The organism is bacterium (assembly GCA_021372615.1).
Taxonomy (GTDB): domain Bacteria; phylum Armatimonadota; class Zipacnadia; order Zipacnadales; family UBA11051; genus JAJFUB01.
Genome location: JAJFUB010000109.1, coordinates 37,418 through 54,949, shown reverse-complemented (window position 1 = coordinate 54,949; position 17,532 = coordinate 37,418). Strand labels below are relative to the sequence as shown.

Below are 17,532 nucleotides of genomic sequence, written 5' to 3'. Positions count from 1 at the left end.
CCCGGCCGCGCGCCGCGAGACCTGCAGGTCTGTCGCGCCACCGGGCTGAACCCTAAGGCAGCAACCAAGGAGCCCCGCACATGCACCACTGGCCTACCATCCTGTGTGCTCTTCTCCTCGTCGGCGCTGCCGCTGCCCAGCAGGGCGAGGGCAACCTCGTCAAGAACCCCGGTTTCGAGGAGCCCGCCGCCGCCAACGCCTACCAGGGGTGGGCCTTCGTGGATCACGGGCAGGACTTCGCCCGCGGGGAGATTGAGGCGGTGGACTACCACAGCGGCCTGAAGGCCGCGCAGATCACGGTGGGTCAGCAGCCGAAGGTCTACGTGTCCTGGGCCCAGCATGTCCGCGTCGCCGACGACAACCAGGCCCCGGACCAAGTGGCGCTGTGGTACCGTGCCCCGGACGCCCCGGCCCAGCTCATCCTCAGCTACATCGCCATCGTGGACGGCAAAGGACAACCGCGCGGCGGGCAGGTCTTCACGCTCGACCCAGCCCGCGACTGGCAGGAAGTGAAGCACGACCTCGACGTGCCGGCCGGGACGCGCGACATCCAGCTCGAACTCCGCGTCAGCAAGCAGGGCCAGTTCCGGTTCGACGATGTCAGTCTCGTGCGCCGCGAGCTGGCCACAGGCGGCAAGTCCAGTCGCCTGCTCTTCGTGGGCCTTGACCGTAGCGATCTGTCATACCTGTGGAAGGACGAGTTGCCGAAGGCCGGGTGGGAGAGGATCTCCTTCGAGCAGTGGGACAACCTCACCCCGGAGCTGCTCAAGCAGTGCCGTGTCGTGTTCCTCACCGGCTTCCCCACGCGCTCCGATGTCCTGGATGCCGATGCGGCCATCGCCGACATGCTGGTGGACTACGTCAATCAGGGCGGCGGCCTGCTGCTCACGCAGAGCAGCGGGCAAGTCATCACCGCCATGACGCTCCACTACTACCTGGCTGAGCGCTTCGGCACGCGCATTCTGTTCGAGAAGACCATCTCTGACGCCAAGGCCGCCAAGCATTTCGGCAACTGGGGCAGTGACTACTTCACGTACACAGACAGAGTCGCCGCGCCACTCAACGACGGCGTCGCCGGCCTGCCTTACCAGTCCAGCGTGAGCATGGAGAGCCTCGCCGGCGTCCTGCCCTTCCTGCCGAACGCCGACTGGCAGGTCGTGCTGAGCGCCGGCCCCGGCACCAGCTCCCAGCCCACACTCCTGGGCCTGGAGGAAGTGGACAAGGGCTCGCGCCCGGAAGGCTTCGCCGCCGACGTCCCCCTCGCCGGGGTGCGGCAGATGGGCCAGGGCCGCGTCGCCTACTTCGGCCAGCGCCCGGACATCATCTTCGCGCGCGCCATGAGGACCGACGGGGACCGGGACATCTACGAGAGCTACATGCGCCGCGCCTTCGATGGCCGGCCCAATGGCCTCGTGCGCTTCATCCTGAACACCCTCAAGTGGCTGGGCGAGAACGCCGACGGTGTCGCGACCGCTCCGCTGGCCCTGCGCCCGGTGCCGCCCCAGGCGTTCACGACCGCCTGGAAGCTCCACCGGGGCGTCATCGGAGCGCGCACGACGTACTCCATCGGCGCCAGCACGCCCGAGGAGTACGTGCAGAAGGCCCGGGCTGCCGGACTGGACTTCATCGTCTTCCTCGAGGCCATGGCGCAGCTGAAGCCGGACGGCTTTGAGAGCCTCAAGCGCGATTGCCGGCGGCTCTCCACGGCGGACTTCCTCGCCATCCCCGGCGTCACGTACCAGAACTCGGATGGCAACCACGAGTACGTCATCGGCGACCGGGTGAAGCTCCCTTCGCGGCTCTTCCTGGACGACCAGCGCCGCCTGAAGGTCTATCCGCGCGGGCCCGACAAGGAGGGCGTCTGCGCCGAGCAGACATGGCTGTACCAGCTCCTGGGCTTCGAGAACTGCGCCGGCTGGTACCTGTTTGGCCAGAACCCTTACCCGCACTTCGACACCCGCGATGTCAACGCCATGGCTGTCGTCACCCAGCAGGGCGGCAAGACGCTCGAACGCATGGTGGACGCCTACGGCCAGGAGGCGCGCAACGGCCAGACGCTGTGGCCGCAGGCGCTGGTGCTGATGCAGAGTGCCGACGAGATCGGGCTGGTGGCCTCGGGCGCGCTCTATCAGAACATCATCGGCGCCGACGGCACCAAGATGCTCAACACACTCTTCAACACCCTCGGCGGTCGCAGCGCCCGCAACCTCTTCCCCGGCGCCCCGTGCTTCGGCTCCACATCCGTTACCAATGGCCCGATCATCGAGCTGACCATGCCGCGCGGCGACACCGACGCCCAGGGCAACATCTACAACCCCGCGCTGCAGGAGTGGCCCGTGAGCCTGAAGGTCACGTCGCCCGACGGCTTGCAGGAAGTCCGGCTCATGGACGGCGACACCGCCATCCGCACCTTCCGGCCCGGCGGCAAGGCCGAGTTTGCCTTCCGGACGACGCTGCCCAAGGAGCGCCAGAAGTACATCTGGGTCTACGCCCTGGACGGCAAGGGCCACGAGGCCCTCAGCCGCGACATCTTCTGCGACTCGTGGCTGCTGCGCGACCAGCAGTGCGCCGACCGCAACAACCAGCTCCTGTACAGCATGCAGCGCCGAGCGGATGGCTCGGACTACTTCGTCAGCTATGGCGCCGACACGTGCGTCCCGGACAAGGGCCCGTGGAACGGCCGCGTGCGGCCCGTCGGCACGTTCGTGTTCGACAGCAAGCTCGGCTCGGGGGCCATGAGCTACGATGGCTCGCCCGAGAACCACCCGCAGCTCTCGCTCAACCCGTTCGTGATCTTCGATGGCAAGGCGCCGGACTCAATGGGCTGGTCGCGCCGCCTCGTCGGCGACCTCGAGGGCTCGCCCCACGTGCAGCCCTACCGCGTGGTCTCCTCGTCGGAGGTGCTCATCGGCGACCGCATCCTCGATGGCGTCTTCCCCGTGGATGCCAAGCCCGTCATCCACGTCTGGCACACGCTCTATCCCGTCAAGCCCTCGCAGTACCTCAGAACCACGGCACGCTGCACCTTCTACCTGCCCAAGCCTGACGGCATTGCGGCCTACCTGTGGGATCAGACCTTCGAGACCCTCCGGGATATCCCCGTGAGGGCCGACCAGCCCTTCACGTTCGGCCTCGGCACCATCGGCGGCTGGCCCGGCCAGACCGATAAGTCCCAGCGCCTCATGGTCGTGGGCGGCAGGCAGACGGAACTGGTCAAGCTCGCCGGCCACCCCATGGCCGTCACGCGCTTCAACCGCGGCGACTACATCGGCATCCTGCATAGCGTCTTCGGCTCGCTGGCCGTCTACAGCCTCACCGATGGTCTCGTCCTGTGGGGCGATGGCATCAACCACCAGGTGGGGATCAAGACCCCGGCGGGAACGGTGGCGAGAGGGACGAAGCTCACGGCGAAGCTGCTGCTGGTCGGCATGAACCGGCTCGTGCCCGAGCCGGACAAGCTGGCGGCGCAAGTCGCCGCCGACTACGGCCTCAGCGGCCCGCCGGCCTACCAGGTGGTGGCCGAGCAGGGGAAGGTGACGGCCCAGGGCGCCGTGCTGGACCTGGACGCGAGCCAGGGCCAGTGCTTCCGGGGCAAGCTCACGGGCGTGGCCAGCCTGCCCGGCAACCTGGGCGCGCAAATCGCGGGCCTGACGGACACCTGGAGCGCCGTGCTGCAGGTCCAGGACGGCAGCGGCAAGACGCGGATCATCCCGGTGGAAAAGGACACGGGCTACGCCGTGCTGCGGACCGAGGACGAGGGCAAGCGCCTGTTCATTGGTCACCCGCTGATCTGCGACAGCCCGCAGGTGGTTATCAGCGTCGCCCGCTCGCAGGACTGGAAGACCTGGGAGGTGGAGATACACAACCCGACCGCGAAGCCGCTGACGGTCCAGGTGCGGCCCAACCCGCATGTCGAGGGCTTCAAGCTGACCGAGACGATCCAGTTGCCGGCGGGCTCATCGGTCCTGCGCACCGCCGGTCCGGCGCCACAGCAGTAAGCCTATCCCCACGAATCACCACGCCCGGCCAGACTGGCCGGGCGTGGTCGCTTCTCCGAGGCTCAGCTAGTGTTTCGCCATCGCCTGGATGATCGCGCTCAGGATGTTCAGCGCGATGCTCACGAGGAAGATGATGATGCCCCACATGTTCCAGGCCTTCATCGTCTCCTTGTACTGCTGCATGCTGTCAAAGTGGCGGTTCTGCCAGGCGAGCTTGTGGCCGGCGATACCCAGCCAGATCGCGATACCGATGTTGACGCAGGGGATCAGCGCCAGCAGCGCGATCCAGACCTTGTTCCCGATGCCCCAGATCCAGTTCAGCCCGAAGCCGCCCCAGCTCCAGCCCATCTGCTCGACTTCCGGCGGCACGGGCATGGCCGGGTTGCCGGAAGTGTTGCCGTCCGAGGCCGGGGCATAGGCCGGGGCCATCGGCGCGGCGTAAGTCGGCGGTACGGCTGGCGTCACGGGCGTTACGGGTGCGGCCACCGGCGGGGCAACTGCCGGGGGTGCCACGGGCGGTGGCGCCGCGGCCGGCTCGGTCTGTGCCCATGCTGCCGGCAGGTACTCGTTTACCTCATCCTCGCTCCACCCGCCCCCCAGGACTGCGGCTCTCACCTGGTCGTACGTCTGTCCGGCGGCTCGCGACTGCTTCACGTAGTCGGTCAACTGGGCCAGCCTAGTCGGGTCCATCTGTCACCTCCTGAGTGCGCTGCGTGGATGTTCGCCACCATCGTGGGACATTCCTGCTTCCGCCGAACACAGACATTGGGAGTTCGCCTGACACCTTCGCCCTCAACTGCTTTGCCTAACGCAAAACGCCCCCGGATGCACAAAGCACCGGGGGCGTTCGGGTCGGCCCGATGACGCTAGTCGTTCAGGATGGTGACCTTGTCGGCTCGCGGACCCTTGGCGTCGCTGACGATCTCGAACTCGACGCTGGCGCCTTCGGCCAGGGTGCGGTAGCCCTCACCACTGAGAGCCGAGAAATGCACGAACACGTCCGGCCCCCCGTCGTACTCGATGAAACCGTACCCCTTGCTGTCGTTGAACCACTTCACTTTGCCGGTAGGCATACTCTTTGCTCCGTTCTCTCTCGGTACTCGCTGGTTTCGCACCTGCAGCGAGACCTGGACGGGAGAGTATCCCAGACAAGCCGGCAAGTATCGTATCCACCATCAAGTACGTCACGCTTTTTTGGGCGGCACACGCCGCCGTTGACACTATGGTACACCAATCCGCCAAGTGCGTCAACGACCACTCCGTTCACGGGGCGGCGTTAGGGCGCCCTTAGCCCCGCGAGTGCGAGGAAATTGCCGATCAGGCGCCCACCATCCGGGTGTCCGGAGTCGAAGCGCTCCGCATGGAACTGTGTCCCGACGATCAGCTTCGTCTTGTGGCGGACGACCTGCACGGGACACTCGTCCGTCGCCGCGAGGCACTCCAGTTCCGGCGGCAGACTGCTCAGCCCGAAGGCGTGGACCTCGCGCACGATGAGAGTGCTGCCCAGCCCCGCGAAGAGCGGGTCGGGCTTCACGATTCGCACCGGCAGGAAACCGACCTCCTTGAAGGTGCCGGGGTAGTACGTCGGCATGGGGTCGGCTTCGCCCGGGCGCAGCGACCGCAGCCGCTCGCTCCTGGCCCCGAACGCTTCGCCGATGAGCTGCAGCCCGCCGCAGAAGCCGAGGATGGGGATGTCGGTGGTGCGGATCAGTGCCCGCAGCCTGCCCGTGTGCTCGGCACTGACACTCCGGTCCAGCGCCGTCAGCAGCAGCGCCCGGCAGATGGTCGGTGCCGGCGGCTGGTCCTCAAGCTGCAGGTAGTGCACCACCACCGCCGGCAGCCCCGACAGCCGCTCTGCAAGCTGGCGGGTGGTCTCGAGGTACGGCAGGTACCCATGCCCCTGCGTGGGCTCGTGCAGGGCCGACCGCAGGGGCTCCGGGTGCCGCGCCGCCACCACACACACGACCGGCTGCCCCGCCCGGCACACCGCGCCCCAGTCGTCAAAGAGCCCGTCACAGCCCTGTAGCAGGCCGTCGGTGAAGACCATCTTCCCGTCGGCGCGAACGCAGGTGGCGGCGAGAACCCCCGCCGCCACCATCCCGATCAGCAGTCGCCCTAGAAGCGAACCTACCACGCGACCTCCGGCACCTCCTGCACCTGTCCGCCGCTCCGCAGCGAGTCCGCGCCCGCGCAGCCTGCCGCTACGCTCATGCGGCCGGCCAGCGGCGTCGCCAGTGGCTCCTTGCCCTCCAGCACCATGTCCAGGAAGTCCTCGGTGATGACCGGGTCGGCGCCGCCGTGGCCGCCCATCGCCGGACGGATCTCATAGGTGCGGTCGGCCAACTCCTTCCAGGTGTTTGCCCGCCGCATCTTTACCCACACCTTGCCCTCGGGCTCGGAGTTCTCCACCCGGCCCTCGGTGCCGATGATCGTGTAGTTGCGGTGGTAGTCGGGCGTGAAGTGGCACTGCAGGTAGCTGGCCTTGATGCCCCCGTCCAGCTCCATGATCATCACATGGTTGTCCTCGACATCCACTTCCTGCCGGAAGCAGCACTGGTTGCGCGAGCAGCTCGGGTCGGCCACTTCCCAGCAGGTGTCCGCCTCGTCGCAGTCCGGGCAGCGCAGGTCGTTGGGCTTGTCGCCCCCGAACATGTCCAGCCCGCCGAAGGCGGCCACACGCTTGCTGTATTGCCCGGTCAGCCAGTGGATCATGTCAAGGTCGTGGCTGCCCTTCTGCAGCAGCAGCGTGTTGCTGCCCTGGCGGGTGGCGTGCCAGTCCTGGAAGTAGAACGTGCGCCCGTGGCCGACGAAATGCCGGCACCACGCCGCCTTGATTTCGCCGATGGTTCCCGTGTCAATGATCTCCTTCATCACGCGGAAGATGTTCATGTATCGCATGTTGAAGCCGACCATCAGGTGCTTGCCGGAGACCTTCCAGGTGCGCAGGATGCGGTCGCACCCGGCCGTCGAGATGGCCAGGGGCTTTTCGCAAAAGACGTGCTTCCCGGCCTCCAGCGCCGCGCAGGCCAGCTCCTCGTGCATGAAGTCCGGGGCGGTCACGGCGATGGCGTCCACGTCATCGCGCTCCAGCAGGCGCCGGTACTCCAGCGTCGTGAACACGTCCTCACCCATGCGCTCCCTGAAGTTCGCGAGCGCGGCCTCGGACACGTCAGCGCCGCCGACGACCTCCGAGCGCTTGTTGTTGTGCCAGTTGTTCGCGATGCCGCCGCGTCCGCAGACTCCGATGACACCGATGCGCAGCTTGTCCATCCGGTACGTCTCCCTTCGGGTTGGGGGATCTGGGGGGGCACAGGCCGGCGTTGCGGCCGCGAGCCCGTCCCACGGTGCCTGCTTCCACACCAGAGGTGTGTGCACCTGCACTTCTGTTTTCTTTATCGTCCGCTTGACATTCGTGATTGCTCGCTATATTATCGCTATCGTGTGATGCATGAAAGGAGGCGATGACTAGACATGGCTTCGGTAGTCGGCAGTTGTCCCAGTTGCGGTGGGCCGCTGAACATCCAGCGGCTGTGGTGCGCCAAGTGCGAGATTGCCGTGGAAGGGAACCTGACGATGGGCACGCTGGCGCGCTTGCCCCGGGAGGAGCAGCAGTTCATCCTGGAGTTCGTCAAGTCCAGCGGCAGCCTCAAGGAGATTGCGCGGCGCTACGGGGTGAGCTACCCCACCGTGCGCAACCGCCTCAACGAGTTGATCGCCCACATCGAGCAGATCGAGGGAGCAGGTGAGACCGATGAGTGACGAAGTGGTACGCGAGTTCCTCAGAAGGGACGAGGCGACGAGTCGAGGGATGCTTCTGGTCAACCCCTTCACACTGCTGTCGGGCGGCTCAGCCCTCCTTGTCGGTCTGCTGGTAGTCGCGGCGACAGTGCTCCTGGCGGCACACGGAGGTGTGCGTTTCGACGGGATTGCAGACTTGCACGTGGGGACCGGAGCCCCGGTGCAGATGTGGCGGACTCCCGGCGTAGAGGCTCACGCGGAGCCGCCGTACACCGGGCCCCCCTTCCCCGTCTGGGCGATCGCGACTCTCCCGGTGATGGACTGGCTGGTGGTGGCAGTGCTCTTCTGGGTTGCCGGCGCGGTCTTCGGCTCGGGTCCGCGTCGTCTGGTAGACTACTTCGCCATGTCGGCCGTCGGCCGCTTGCCCTTCGCGCTGGCCGGTCTGATGTGGACCGATGGCCTCCTCGGACACTTCCTGGGATCGCTTGGGAACCTCCAGGCTAGCCAGGTCATCTCCTACCTCCAGCAGACCGGGGCGTTCCCCTGGATCATTGCCGGCGGCTTGCTCACGATGCTGATCATGGCCTGGGGGCTGTTCCTCAACTTCTTCGCGCTGCGCGAGAGCAGCGGCATGAAGACCGGGAAGGCGATTGGCGTCTATGTTGGCGTGATCGTCGTCGGTGAGATCATCAGCAAGGGGCTGATCGTCCTGCCGTTTGTGCTGCTGACGGCACGGGATGTGAGCGCGCTGATGCGCTATGGCACGCCCTAGTATGCTGACGCGCACGTGGCTCGCGGGCAGGGAGGGGCAGGCCTCCTTGCCCCGCGCGGCGAACTCACCCTCGCCGTCTTGCGGTCCGCCATTCCCCTCCTACGGAGTCTGCCTGTGTCCACCTTCTCTCTGACCGACCATCCGCACCGCCGCTTCAACGCCCTGACGGGCGAGTGGGTCCTCGTGTCACCCCACCGCACCAAGCGCCCGTGGTCGGGGCAGGTGGAGGACGTGCCGCCCGACACGCGGCCGGAGTATGACCCCCAATGCTACCTCTGCCCAGGCAACACTCGCGCCGATGGCAGTGTGAACCCGAAGTACGAAAGCACGTACGTCTTCAACAACGACTTCGCGGCGTTGCTGCCGGACACGCCGGAGGGGGAGGTCCGCGAGGGTGACCTGCTGCTCGCCAGCGCCGAGCAGGGCCTGTGCCGCGTCATCTGCTTTTCGCCGAAGCACAACCTGACCCTCGCCCAGATGAGGCCGGAGCAGATTCTGCCGGTGGTGAACGTGTGGGCCGAGCAGACGGCGGAGATCGGGGCGCGGCCGGAGATCGGCTACGTGCAGGTCTTTGAGAACAAGGGCCCCATGATGGGCTGCAGCAACCCGCACCCGCATGGCCAGATCTGGGCGACGCGCCATCTCCCCAACGAGCCGGCCAAGGAGCTGGCCCGCCAGGAGGCCTATCGGCGCGACCGTGACTCCTGCCTGCTGTGTGACTACGCGGCGCTGGAGCTGCAGCGCGGCGAGCGCATCGTGTGCGCCAATGACCACTTCATAGCCGTGGTGCCCTTCTGGGCCTGCTGGCCGTATGAGACGCTCGTCGTCGCCCGCGCCCACTGCGCCGACATCCCAGTCCTCTCCCCCGACCAGCGCCGCGGCATGGCGGAGTTGCTCAGCACCCTCACCGGCGCCTATGACAGGCTCTTCAAGGTCAGCTTCCCCTACTCGATGGGCTGGCACCAGCAGCCCACCGACGGCGGGGAGTACCCCTTCTGGCACCTGCACGCGCACTTCTACCCGCCCCTGCTGCGCTCAGCGACGGTGCGCAAGTTCATGGTGGGGTTCGAGATGCTGGGGACGCCGCAGCGGGACATCACTCCCGAGGCAGCGGCGGAAACGTTGCGCGGGCTCGTATGAGGCGGCGGGTGCCGCGCCGTGTGCGGCACCCATGGCCTCAACGGCTACCCCGGCGAGAAGTCGTAGATCCGCTCCTTGAGGATTACGCTGAGTGCGCTCCAGAAGGCCCCCACAAAGTACTCCCCGAGGATGACCCCGTAGACCATGGGCATGAAGTTCCGGTGGGTCTTGTGGCCGCCCCAGCGCAGGATCGCCCACTTGATGAGCCAGGCAATCAGCAGGCAGCTCCAGAAGTAGTCCGTCCCGAAGAGCGCGCCCAGGGCGTAGCCGGCCGGGTGCAGCGGCCACCACAGGAAGTTCATCCGCATCCACATCATGCCGACCGTCGCCGCCCCGCCCAGGCCGATGAACAGCATCCGCTGCCAGCTCGGGTCCTTGGGGTAGTTCAGCCACGAAGCCAGTTCCGACCACTGCCCGCCGTTGTGGCCGACCAGGGGCGTCGTGCCATACTGGTAGGTCAGGTGGATGGCCGACCAGTAGGTGAACAGCGCCCCCAGCCCGAGGGCCAGGGCCATGCCCACGGCCAGGCGCTGCGGCTCGGCCCCCGACACCTCCGCCATCTTGAAGCCCTCGAGTTGCACCGGCATCGGCGTGGTGCGGTAGCCCCGTCCCGTGAACCACCAGAACAGCGGGAAGATGGTGAGGCTGCGCGCCCCGAGGCCCTTGGTGCCCGCGAAGATGGTGCCGAGGGTCACGGCGTTCATGTTGCCGGCCATCTCGTGGGCCGGCGGCCCCAGCTCCGCCCGCACCCGTGTCACCGTCAGGTGGATGAGGAAGCCGAAGCCATACAATAGCAGCGTGGCGGGCAAGCTCATGCCGGCCTTCATCGTCACCCACAGCAGGAACACCAGGCCGAGGCCCATGGCGCCGACGGCCGCGCGGTAGCTCATCGGGTCGCCCTCGGCGGTGGTGTCGTCGAGCGCCCCGCGCCACAGCCGTCGCCCCAACCGCGCCAGGTGCCGTCGCGCCACCCAGAGGCCGTACACGCCCAGCGCGAACCACGCCCCGAAGGACTGCTCGCCGAAGTACGGCAGCCCCGGCATCATGCGGATCGGCAGCGCCACCGCCCACACCTGCATGAGCTTGCGCACGATGAAGAAGAACCACATCGAGAAGCACAGGTCCAGCGGAATGAGGAAGCCCAGGGCGATGCAGAAGGGATACAGGGGGAAGTCAATGCGCCCCATGGCGCTCCACGGCTTGTCCCACGGCCGCGTGTCAATGAAGTGCTTGGGGCTGTCATGCCGCACGTCGAAGCTGAACCAGGCGGGCCAGAAGTGGTGCAGCCCGTTGGACAGGTCTATGGCCGCGGCGATGGCGATGCCGAGCCACAGCATGCGGCTGGCATAGAACGCGCGGCTGCCGCCCTCGGCCGTCATGGCCAGCGGCAACTGCACGATGGGGTAGCCCAGCCGCTCGTTCTCGGTCCACTGTCGCCGCATGATGACGTTCAGGCCGACCATCACCACCCCGACCGCCAGCACGATCCCCACCCACCACAGGGCCGGACCGACCCACGCCATCAGATGCTGCCGCGTGTAGAGCGTGCTGTCGCCGCTGTAGTAGGGCTTCAGCACCGCCTCGTCACTGACGGTCAGGAAGCGCGGCAGGTACTCGTGGAAGAGTTGCTCCCAGTGGTTGGCCTCGGTGGCGAACCACCAGCCATACGACATGTTGGGCACGCCCAACTGCAGCGTGTCATGTCCCGCAAGCATGACCGCGATGGCGACCATGGTGTAGATGGTGATGAGTTCGGCCTGGGTGAAGGCATGGCGGGGGGCGAACCGGCGCAGCAGCACGTTGACCAGCAGCAGGATGACGAGGTTGAACACCGCCCCCCAGGGCAGGGCCATGACCGAGGGATGGCCGCTGTGCCAGATGCCCTCGACCATCATCACCCAGTAGACATTGAGGGGGATGAGCAGAGCGCCCAGGACGATCGCCCGCACGGTCACACGCGCACGTGCAGGAGCAGCGGCGTGCGCGCCCGAGTGCTCAGCGACCAGTTGGGGAACAGTGGGCACCGACATGGCGGTAGTCAGGGAGCGGAAGGCAAGGCGTCGCGGAGCATTCTACTCGATCAGCCAGTATCGCCGGTCATACCCGAACGTCCGCCGCGCCCTGGTGATGGACATCAGCGGGGTCCGGCCGGGCAACTCCTCGGTCGGGCTCGCCGCCAGGTCCGGCCGGAAGCGCTCCAGGATCTCCATCGTCGGCTCCGGGCAGCGCGTGTCGGGCCCGGAGAGGGTGTAGACGCCGAAGTCCGGCAGTGTCGGGCATTCCAGCGCCGCCTTGATCCCACCCGCGACGTCCGCTGCGTGGACCCACTGGAACAGATCGTCGTTCCACGCCATCGTCGGAGCCAGGCTGTCCCGCAGCTGCTCATAGCCTTCCTGTCCCCGCACCCCGGCGAATCGGAAGGCCGCCGTCGTGATGCCATAGGCGCGCGTGAACGTGGCGCACGTCTCCTCGTTCACGCGCTTGCTCAGGCTGTACGGGTCCTCCTCGACCGTCTGGAAGTCCTCCGTCAGCGGCATCGTCGTGTACGGCGACGGCCGGCCGCTCAGGCGCCAGTAGATCGTGCCGAAGGCGTTGATGCTCGAAGCGCAGAAGAACCGCCGCACGCCTGCCTTCCGTGCCGCGTCCACGACGACGTACGTCCCCACGGCGTTGACCATCATCACGGCCTTGCCCTCGTCGGGATGACCCGTGGGGATGGCCGCCAGGTGAATCACTGCCTCCATGCCCTCGCAGGCCCGCAGCATGGCCTCCTCGTCGAGGATATCGGCGCGGACATAGGGCCACCTGGTGCGCAGCGGCACCTTCTGCCGCAACGGGCCCCCAAACACCGTGGCCTCCTCGGGGTCCACGCAGTCCACCAGCCGCAGCTCGTGGTCGGCCTCCAGGGCGGCTATGACGTGACGGGCCACGCCTCCGCCCGCCCCCGTGATGAGCACTTTCATCTGACTTCCTCCAGCAAGACTACGCTCCGCGAGGCGTCTGACGCCCCGCCTACGACTGCACAGGCAGCACCAGCCGGGAGGGATGCTCACGTGAGTGGTGCACCGCCTGTCGGGCGGTCACCAGCTCAGTCTCCGACAGGTCGTCGCCGCCCGTGTTGTGGTTCCGGTCGTGGTTCGGGAAATCGCTGCTCGTGACCTCCAGGCGAATGCGGTGGCCGGCCCGGAACGTGACCGCCGTCGGCCCCAGGCGGATGGGCAACTCCGCTACCTCGCCAGGGATGAGCAGTTCCTCCTGGTCCAGACCGTGCCGGTGCCGCGCCCGCACAAAGCCATAGCAGACCTCCAGGGCGAGGCCGTCCGGGTCGTCGTCCACCAGCCGGGCGAAGAAGTCCGTGTCCGGCGCGGAGGACGACGCATGCAGCACCACCTCCGGGCACCCGGCAACGGTCAGGTCTTCAGCCAGTGGCTCGGTCAGGTAGTGGAGGATGTCGGGCCGGTGGTCCAACTGCCGGCGGTCAGACGCCAGCGTGAACAGGGCCTCCGTCCACAGCGTGCGCACCGGATCGCGCGGGTCGTAGACGTACCGGTCTGGACGGTCCTCCGCCGGGGGCTCCGCTCCGAGCGTCCCGGCGGCGGCAACAGGACGGCCGGTCCCATCGCCCCCCAGGTATAGCACTTTCTCCCGTGCCGCCGGTGGCGGCCATGTGGCGCTGTCCTGCCACTGCCCCGCGCCCATCACGAAGTACCGGCAGGCCGGCCACCGCTCGACGCCGTTGTCCGCCCCTTTGAGCCAGTGGTCGAACCACTGCAGGGCCATCAGCCCCATGTCCACCTCGGCCTGGGGCCCGAAGTCTATCTCCCCACACTTGCGGCTGCCGCGGCCGCCGTGGTTCCACGGACCGATGACCACCTTCGTCTGCTCGCGGGCCACTGCAGTGGCCCCATGCTGCTGCATGCTGCTCATGTGCCCGGCCGACCAGCAGTGGTCGTAGTAGCCGGTGAAGTCCAGGTTGGGCACCCGCACCTGCCGGTGCTTCTCGCCAAAGCGCCACACGGGCGTCAGCGGGTCGGCGAACCAGGCTCGCACCTGCTCACCCAGCGGCGGCGGGATGGCGTCCGCGAGGTCCCGCCAGGGCAGGAAGGACATCCACATGTCGCCGTAGGGGCGCAGCCACAGTTCACGGCTCAGTTGCGTGTCATGGGGCGGCGGCCAGCCGGCCCGCCGGCGCAGATCAGGGGCGATCGAGTTGAGCCACCAGTGCAGGCGACGGCCGGGCCGGAAGCCTCCCGGAAAGTCCAGATCAGTGAGTTCGACGGGGATGGTGCAGGCCGACATCGCCACCAGGTGCGGCGGCTGCGCCGAGGCGGCCTCCCAGGCCAGCCAGCCGGGATACGACGACCCCATCAGCCCCACCTGGCTGTTGCAGTACGGCTGCGCGGCCAGCCATTCGACGCTGTCGTAACCGTCCTCGGCTTCGTGGCTGTGTGGCGTATGGAAGGACTGGAACTCGCCGTCGGAGGCGTAGCGGCCGCGGCAGTCCTGGATGACCACCACGTAGCCTGCTCGCACGAACCGCAGGTCACAGCCCCCACCCTTGTTGTACGGCGTGCGGGTCAGGATGGCCGGGAACTGGCCCGGCATGTCTGGTCGGAAGACGTTCGCACGCAGGATCACACCGTCCCGCATGGGGACCTCGACATCCAGCTCGGTGATGACACCGAGCGCACCGCTGCTGTCGTCGTTCACAGAGACCACCTCCCGGCTGCTGCACGCCGCCCGGGCCCCCGGCCGGTGCGGCGACGCCCTGCTCGCGTCAGACCCTCGGCCCCCGGCGCGACACGGTGATCGCCGCCGTGGGCTGGACCGGGCAGGCATTCTCACACTGCCCGCACCCGACGCACACATCGCTGCTGACATACGGCCGCCGACACCCGTCCTCATCCACCAGCACAATCGAGCCATACGAGCAGTGCTCGTTGCATACCAGGCACTCGCGATACGCCTCCCCCATCCCCCACGCCAGGCAGCGCCCCTGGTCGAGGTGCGCTTCCCCAATGCGAATGAACGGCTTCTCCTCGGCACTGAACGTCACCAGCGCCCCACTGGGGCACACCTCGCCGCAGGCTCGGCAGCTCTGTTCGCACCAGCCGACGCGCGGTTTGAGGACCGGGGTGTAGAAGCCGTCCAGCCCCGCCTCGGTCACGGCCGGCTGCAGCCCGCCGGTGATGCAGGCCTTCATGCACTGGCCGCAACGCAGGCACTTGCTGCGGAACTCACCCTCAGTCATCAGGCCCCGCAGCGCTCCGCCGGCGCCCCGCACGATGGCCCCGGGGGGGCGGATCAGCCGCCGCGTCGCGAAGCGGGGGATGATCCCCCAGTACGTCAGCCCGCCATAGGCCAGCCCGGTCCCTGCCGCCGCCAGAAGCTGCCGCCGCCCCACGTCCACGGTGGACACGACCGGCGTGCGGCCCAACGCGAGTGTGTTGCCCTTGCCCGGACACGCGGCCACGCACTCGTAGCACTGGATGCACTCGGCCTGTCGCGTCTGCGTCGGCGCCGCCGTCGGGATGGCGTGCATGGGGCACGAGTGCGCGCAGCGCCCGCAGGCGTTGCAGCCCTCTCCGGCCCTGCGCCGCCATAGGCCAAGGCGCCCCACCACGCCGAGCAGCGCCCCGAGCGGGCACAGGCTGCGGCACCAGACGCGGGTCCCGATGAGGCCGCCTAGCAGGATCAGCAGGAATGCCGACCCCGTCACCGCAGCGAGTGCGAAGGGGCGCTCCGCCACCGGCCGAGCGCGCAGCCCCACCTCGCGCAGCAGGGGTACCATCGCGTTGTAGGCGTCTCTCCCCTGGCTGTCCAGGACCACGGCATAGGCGCGCGTGAAGGCCGGCAGGGGGTCCAGCACCCAGAACAGGTGCATGCCGAACAGGGCGGCGGCCAGCACCAGGGCCAGCAGCAGGTATTTGACCGCGTGGGGCGGGACGTCCCGGACCGCCCGAGTCCGCCGCTTCCGCGCCCGCGCGAGCCCGTTGTCCGCACCCTCGATGCACGCCCCCAGAGGGCATAGCCACCCGCAGAAGAAGCGCCCGAACACCACCGTAGCCGCCAGGACCACCAGCGCGGGCCAGAAGACATGCAGCACAGCCCACGAGCGATAGGGCGACAGCAGCACGCACAGGGCGGCGAGGGGATCGAGGCTCAGGAAGAGGTGCCGTGGCAGCTCCAGCCCTGCCGGCCAGGGCGCCAGGGGCCATGTGGTCTTGGCCAGCAGACCCAGGAAGAGCAGCAGGGAGAGGAACTGCACGCCCCGCCGCAGGAGACTCACGCGCATCGTTGCCTTTCGGTCATGCCTTGCGTTGCAGGAATTCCAGCATCTTCTGCGCCGGCGCGAAACCGGGGTCGTGCTTCAGGAGCGTTCGGCATTCCGCCGCCGCTTCCTGCTTGCGCCCCATGTCCAGCAGGCATCCGGCCTTCGTGAACCGGGCCTTGCTGTCAGTGGGATCGAGCTTCAGGGCCTGCTCGGCGGCACGGATCGCCCCCTGCAGGTCACCCGTGAAGGACAGGGCCACCGCCAGATCGCCCCAGGCCTCACCCCGCGCCGGATCGGCCGCCGTGACCCGCTGCAGCAGGGGCACCGCCTCGGCCATCCGGTTGCCGGCCAGGCACAGCTTCGCCATCACAGTCAGCGCCTCGACATCATCGGGGTGTTCCCGCAGGATTGCCTCGGCGTTTGGCCGCGCCTGGTCAAGCTGCCCCAGCCGCCCGTACGCCAGCATCAGCACCCGCCGGGCCGCGATCAGCTCCGGTGCCAGCTTCAGGGCTTCCTGCGCCAGTCGGACGGCCTCCCGGGCGTCGCCGCGGTCCAGCGCCAACCGCGCTTGCGTCAGCGGCACCAACTCGCCCCCCGCCACGCGGGTCGGGCCGCCGGCCAGCACGCGCTCCGCCTCGGCAGTGCGCCCCAGGCGCTGCAGACTCCGCGCCAGCCGCATCACCGCCTCCGCCCCGCTGGGGTCGAGCTCCAGGGCCCGCTCGTAGTACGGCACCGCCGCGGCGTCATGGCGTTCGGCGGCCAGCGCATCGGCCAGGATCACCAGGGCGTCCCAACGGCCCGGCTGCTGCGCCACAACGGGCTCGACCCACTCGCGGGCCTCAGCGGGGCGTCCAGCCTGGATCAGGCAGTTGGCCAGCGCCAGGCGCGGCTCCAGCCGTTCGCCATTGGCCGCGACCGCCCGGCGCATGTCGCGCTCGGCCTCGTCGAGCCGTCCGGCCTGCAGGTACGCCTGCCCCAGGTCCAGGTAGGCCTTGGCGTAGTCAATCTGCCCCCGGTGGTACAGGTCGGTGTTGAGCAGCACCACCAGCGCCACGGCGGCCACACCCGCCACGACCAGCGGCTTGAGGCGGTGCTCCTGTGCCAGCTTCACCCCCGACACCACCCCGTACGCCGCCAGCACCAGCAGCGCCGGCACCAGGGGCATGCGGTACCGCGCGCAGACGAAGAAGGCGATGATCGAGGCGCTGTAGACCAGCACGTACAGGCTCAGCGGCGTCAGGCGCCGCTCGCGACCATAGACTGCCAGGCCCATCCCCACCAGCGCCAGCGGCCCGAGCAAGCCGAACGGGTAGCGCAGCGGCCCGATCATGCCCATCAGCGCCGCCAGCAGCGGTGAGAACCACGTCGCCGCGTACTCCTCGGCGTTGTTGCCCAGCTCGTGCCCGTACCAAAGCAGGAACGTCTTGCGCCCCATGAGCCGCAGCCACGCGCCCGGCTCGGAGGTGATGAACTCGACCGTCCGCCGGGTCCAGTACGCCGACACCTCGGACGGCCTGAGGGGGTGCCGCATCTCCCGCTCGGCGATGGCGTTGGCGTCCCGATAGCCGCCCCACCACGTTGCCCGCGTCCCGGGCACGACGGCCGAGGTC

General features: G+C 68.1%; 13 protein-coding genes. 4 read left to right on the top strand and 9 right to left on the bottom strand.

The window, feature by feature from the left end:
• The first annotated feature begins 80 nt into the window (after positions 1-80).
• Complete coding sequence (locus LLH23_16285) at positions 81-3,998, top strand: hypothetical protein (GenBank protein ID MCE5240020.1); 3,918 nt, start codon at positions 81-83, stop codon at positions 3,996-3,998.
• A 66-nt stretch (positions 3,999-4,064) separates the two neighbouring features.
• Here the strand turns inward: LLH23_16285 and LLH23_16280 are convergent, their stop codons facing one another.
• The 4 genes from LLH23_16280 to LLH23_16265 form a co-directional block, all read right to left on the bottom strand.
• Positions 4,065-4,688, bottom strand: coding sequence for a hypothetical protein (locus LLH23_16280; GenBank protein MCE5240019.1), 624 nt, complete (start codon positions 4,686-4,688; stop codon positions 4,065-4,067).
• Between the two features lie 176 nt (positions 4,689-4,864).
• Positions 4,865-5,071 carry a cold shock domain-containing protein gene (locus LLH23_16275; GenBank protein MCE5240018.1) on the bottom strand — a complete coding sequence of 69 codons (207 nt, stop codon included), beginning with the start codon at positions 5,069-5,071 and terminating at the stop codon, positions 4,865-4,867.
• 203 nt (positions 5,072-5,274) lie between these two features.
• Positions 5,275-6,132, bottom strand: coding sequence for a gamma-glutamyl-gamma-aminobutyrate hydrolase family protein (locus tag LLH23_16270; GenBank protein ID MCE5240017.1), 858 nt, complete (start codon positions 6,130-6,132; stop codon positions 5,275-5,277).
• Complete coding sequence (locus LLH23_16265; GenBank protein ID MCE5240016.1) at positions 6,126-7,268, bottom strand: Gfo/Idh/MocA family oxidoreductase; 1,143 nt, start codon at positions 7,266-7,268, stop codon at positions 6,126-6,128. The genes LLH23_16270 and LLH23_16265 overlap by 7 nt, the downstream gene beginning before the upstream one ends.
• A gap of 201 nt (positions 7,269-7,469) precedes the next feature.
• Between LLH23_16265 and LLH23_16260 the strand changes: the two genes are divergently transcribed.
• From LLH23_16260 to LLH23_16250, 3 genes are all read left to right on the top strand, one after another.
• Positions 7,470-7,757 (top strand): DUF2089 domain-containing protein, encoded by a 288-nt coding sequence (locus tag LLH23_16260; protein ID MCE5240015.1) that lies wholly within the window; start codon positions 7,470-7,472, stop codon positions 7,755-7,757.
• Positions 7,750-8,508, top strand: a complete 759-nt coding sequence (locus tag LLH23_16255) for a hypothetical protein (GenBank protein MCE5240014.1) — start codon at positions 7,750-7,752, stop codon at positions 8,506-8,508. The genes LLH23_16260 and LLH23_16255 overlap by 8 nt, the downstream gene beginning before the upstream one ends.
• A 114-nt stretch (positions 8,509-8,622) precedes the next feature.
• Positions 8,623-9,648, top strand: a complete 1,026-nt coding sequence (locus LLH23_16250; protein ID MCE5240013.1) for a UDP-glucose--hexose-1-phosphate uridylyltransferase — start codon at positions 8,623-8,625, stop codon at positions 9,646-9,648.
• A 44-nt stretch (positions 9,649-9,692) separates the two neighbouring features.
• On the opposite strand, the gene LLH23_16245 is transcribed toward LLH23_16250, so the two are convergent.
• The 5 genes from LLH23_16245 to LLH23_16225 form a co-directional block, all read right to left on the bottom strand.
• Complete coding sequence (locus LLH23_16245) at positions 9,693-11,603, bottom strand: hypothetical protein (GenBank protein ID MCE5240012.1); 1,911 nt, start codon at positions 11,601-11,603, stop codon at positions 9,693-9,695.
• Between the two features lie 117 nt (positions 11,604-11,720).
• Positions 11,721-12,611 carry an NAD(P)-dependent oxidoreductase gene (locus tag LLH23_16240; protein MCE5240011.1) on the bottom strand — a complete coding sequence of 297 codons (891 nt, stop codon included), beginning with the start codon at positions 12,609-12,611 and terminating at the stop codon, positions 11,721-11,723.
• A 49-nt stretch (positions 12,612-12,660) separates the two neighbouring features.
• Positions 12,661-14,358 (bottom strand): CocE/NonD family hydrolase, encoded by a 1,698-nt coding sequence (locus tag LLH23_16235; protein MCE5240010.1) that lies wholly within the window; start codon positions 14,356-14,358, stop codon positions 12,661-12,663.
• 67 nt (positions 14,359-14,425) lie between these two features.
• Positions 14,426-15,943 carry a 4Fe-4S binding protein gene (locus LLH23_16230; protein MCE5240009.1) on the bottom strand — a complete coding sequence of 506 codons (1,518 nt, stop codon included), beginning with the start codon at positions 15,941-15,943 and terminating at the stop codon, positions 14,426-14,428.
• Between the two features lie 13 nt (positions 15,944-15,956).
• Entirely contained in the window at positions 15,957-16,964 is a 1,008-nt protein-coding gene (locus LLH23_16225; protein ID MCE5240008.1) for a tetratricopeptide repeat protein, read from the bottom strand.
• Between the last annotated feature and the right edge of the window lie 568 nt (positions 16,965-17,532).

Bases quoted from the DNA above. Each gene is read 5' to 3' on its own strand.
- LLH23_16285 (MCE5240020.1), top strand. From the start codon at position 81: ATGCACCACTGGCCTACCATCCTGTGTGCTCTTCTCCTCGTCGGCGCT.
- LLH23_16280 (MCE5240019.1), bottom strand. From the start codon at position 4,688: ATGGACCCGACTAGGCTGGCCCAGTTGACCGACTACGTGAAGCAGTCG.
- LLH23_16275 (MCE5240018.1), bottom strand. From the start codon at position 5,071: ATGCCTACCGGCAAAGTGAAGTGGTTCAACGACAGCAAGGGGTACGGT.
- LLH23_16265 (MCE5240016.1), bottom strand. From the start codon at position 7,268: ATGGACAAGCTGCGCATCGGTGTCATCGGAGTCTGCGGACGCGGCGGC.
- LLH23_16260 (MCE5240015.1), top strand. From the start codon at position 7,470: ATGGCTTCGGTAGTCGGCAGTTGTCCCAGTTGCGGTGGGCCGCTGAAC.
- LLH23_16255 (MCE5240014.1), top strand. From the start codon at position 7,750: ATGAGTGACGAAGTGGTACGCGAGTTCCTCAGAAGGGACGAGGCGACG.
- LLH23_16240 (MCE5240011.1), bottom strand. From the start codon at position 12,611: ATGAAAGTGCTCATCACGGGGGCGGGCGGAGGCGTGGCCCGTCACGTC.
- LLH23_16230 (MCE5240009.1), bottom strand. From the start codon at position 15,943: ATGCGCGTGAGTCTCCTGCGGCGGGGCGTGCAGTTCCTCTCCCTGCTG.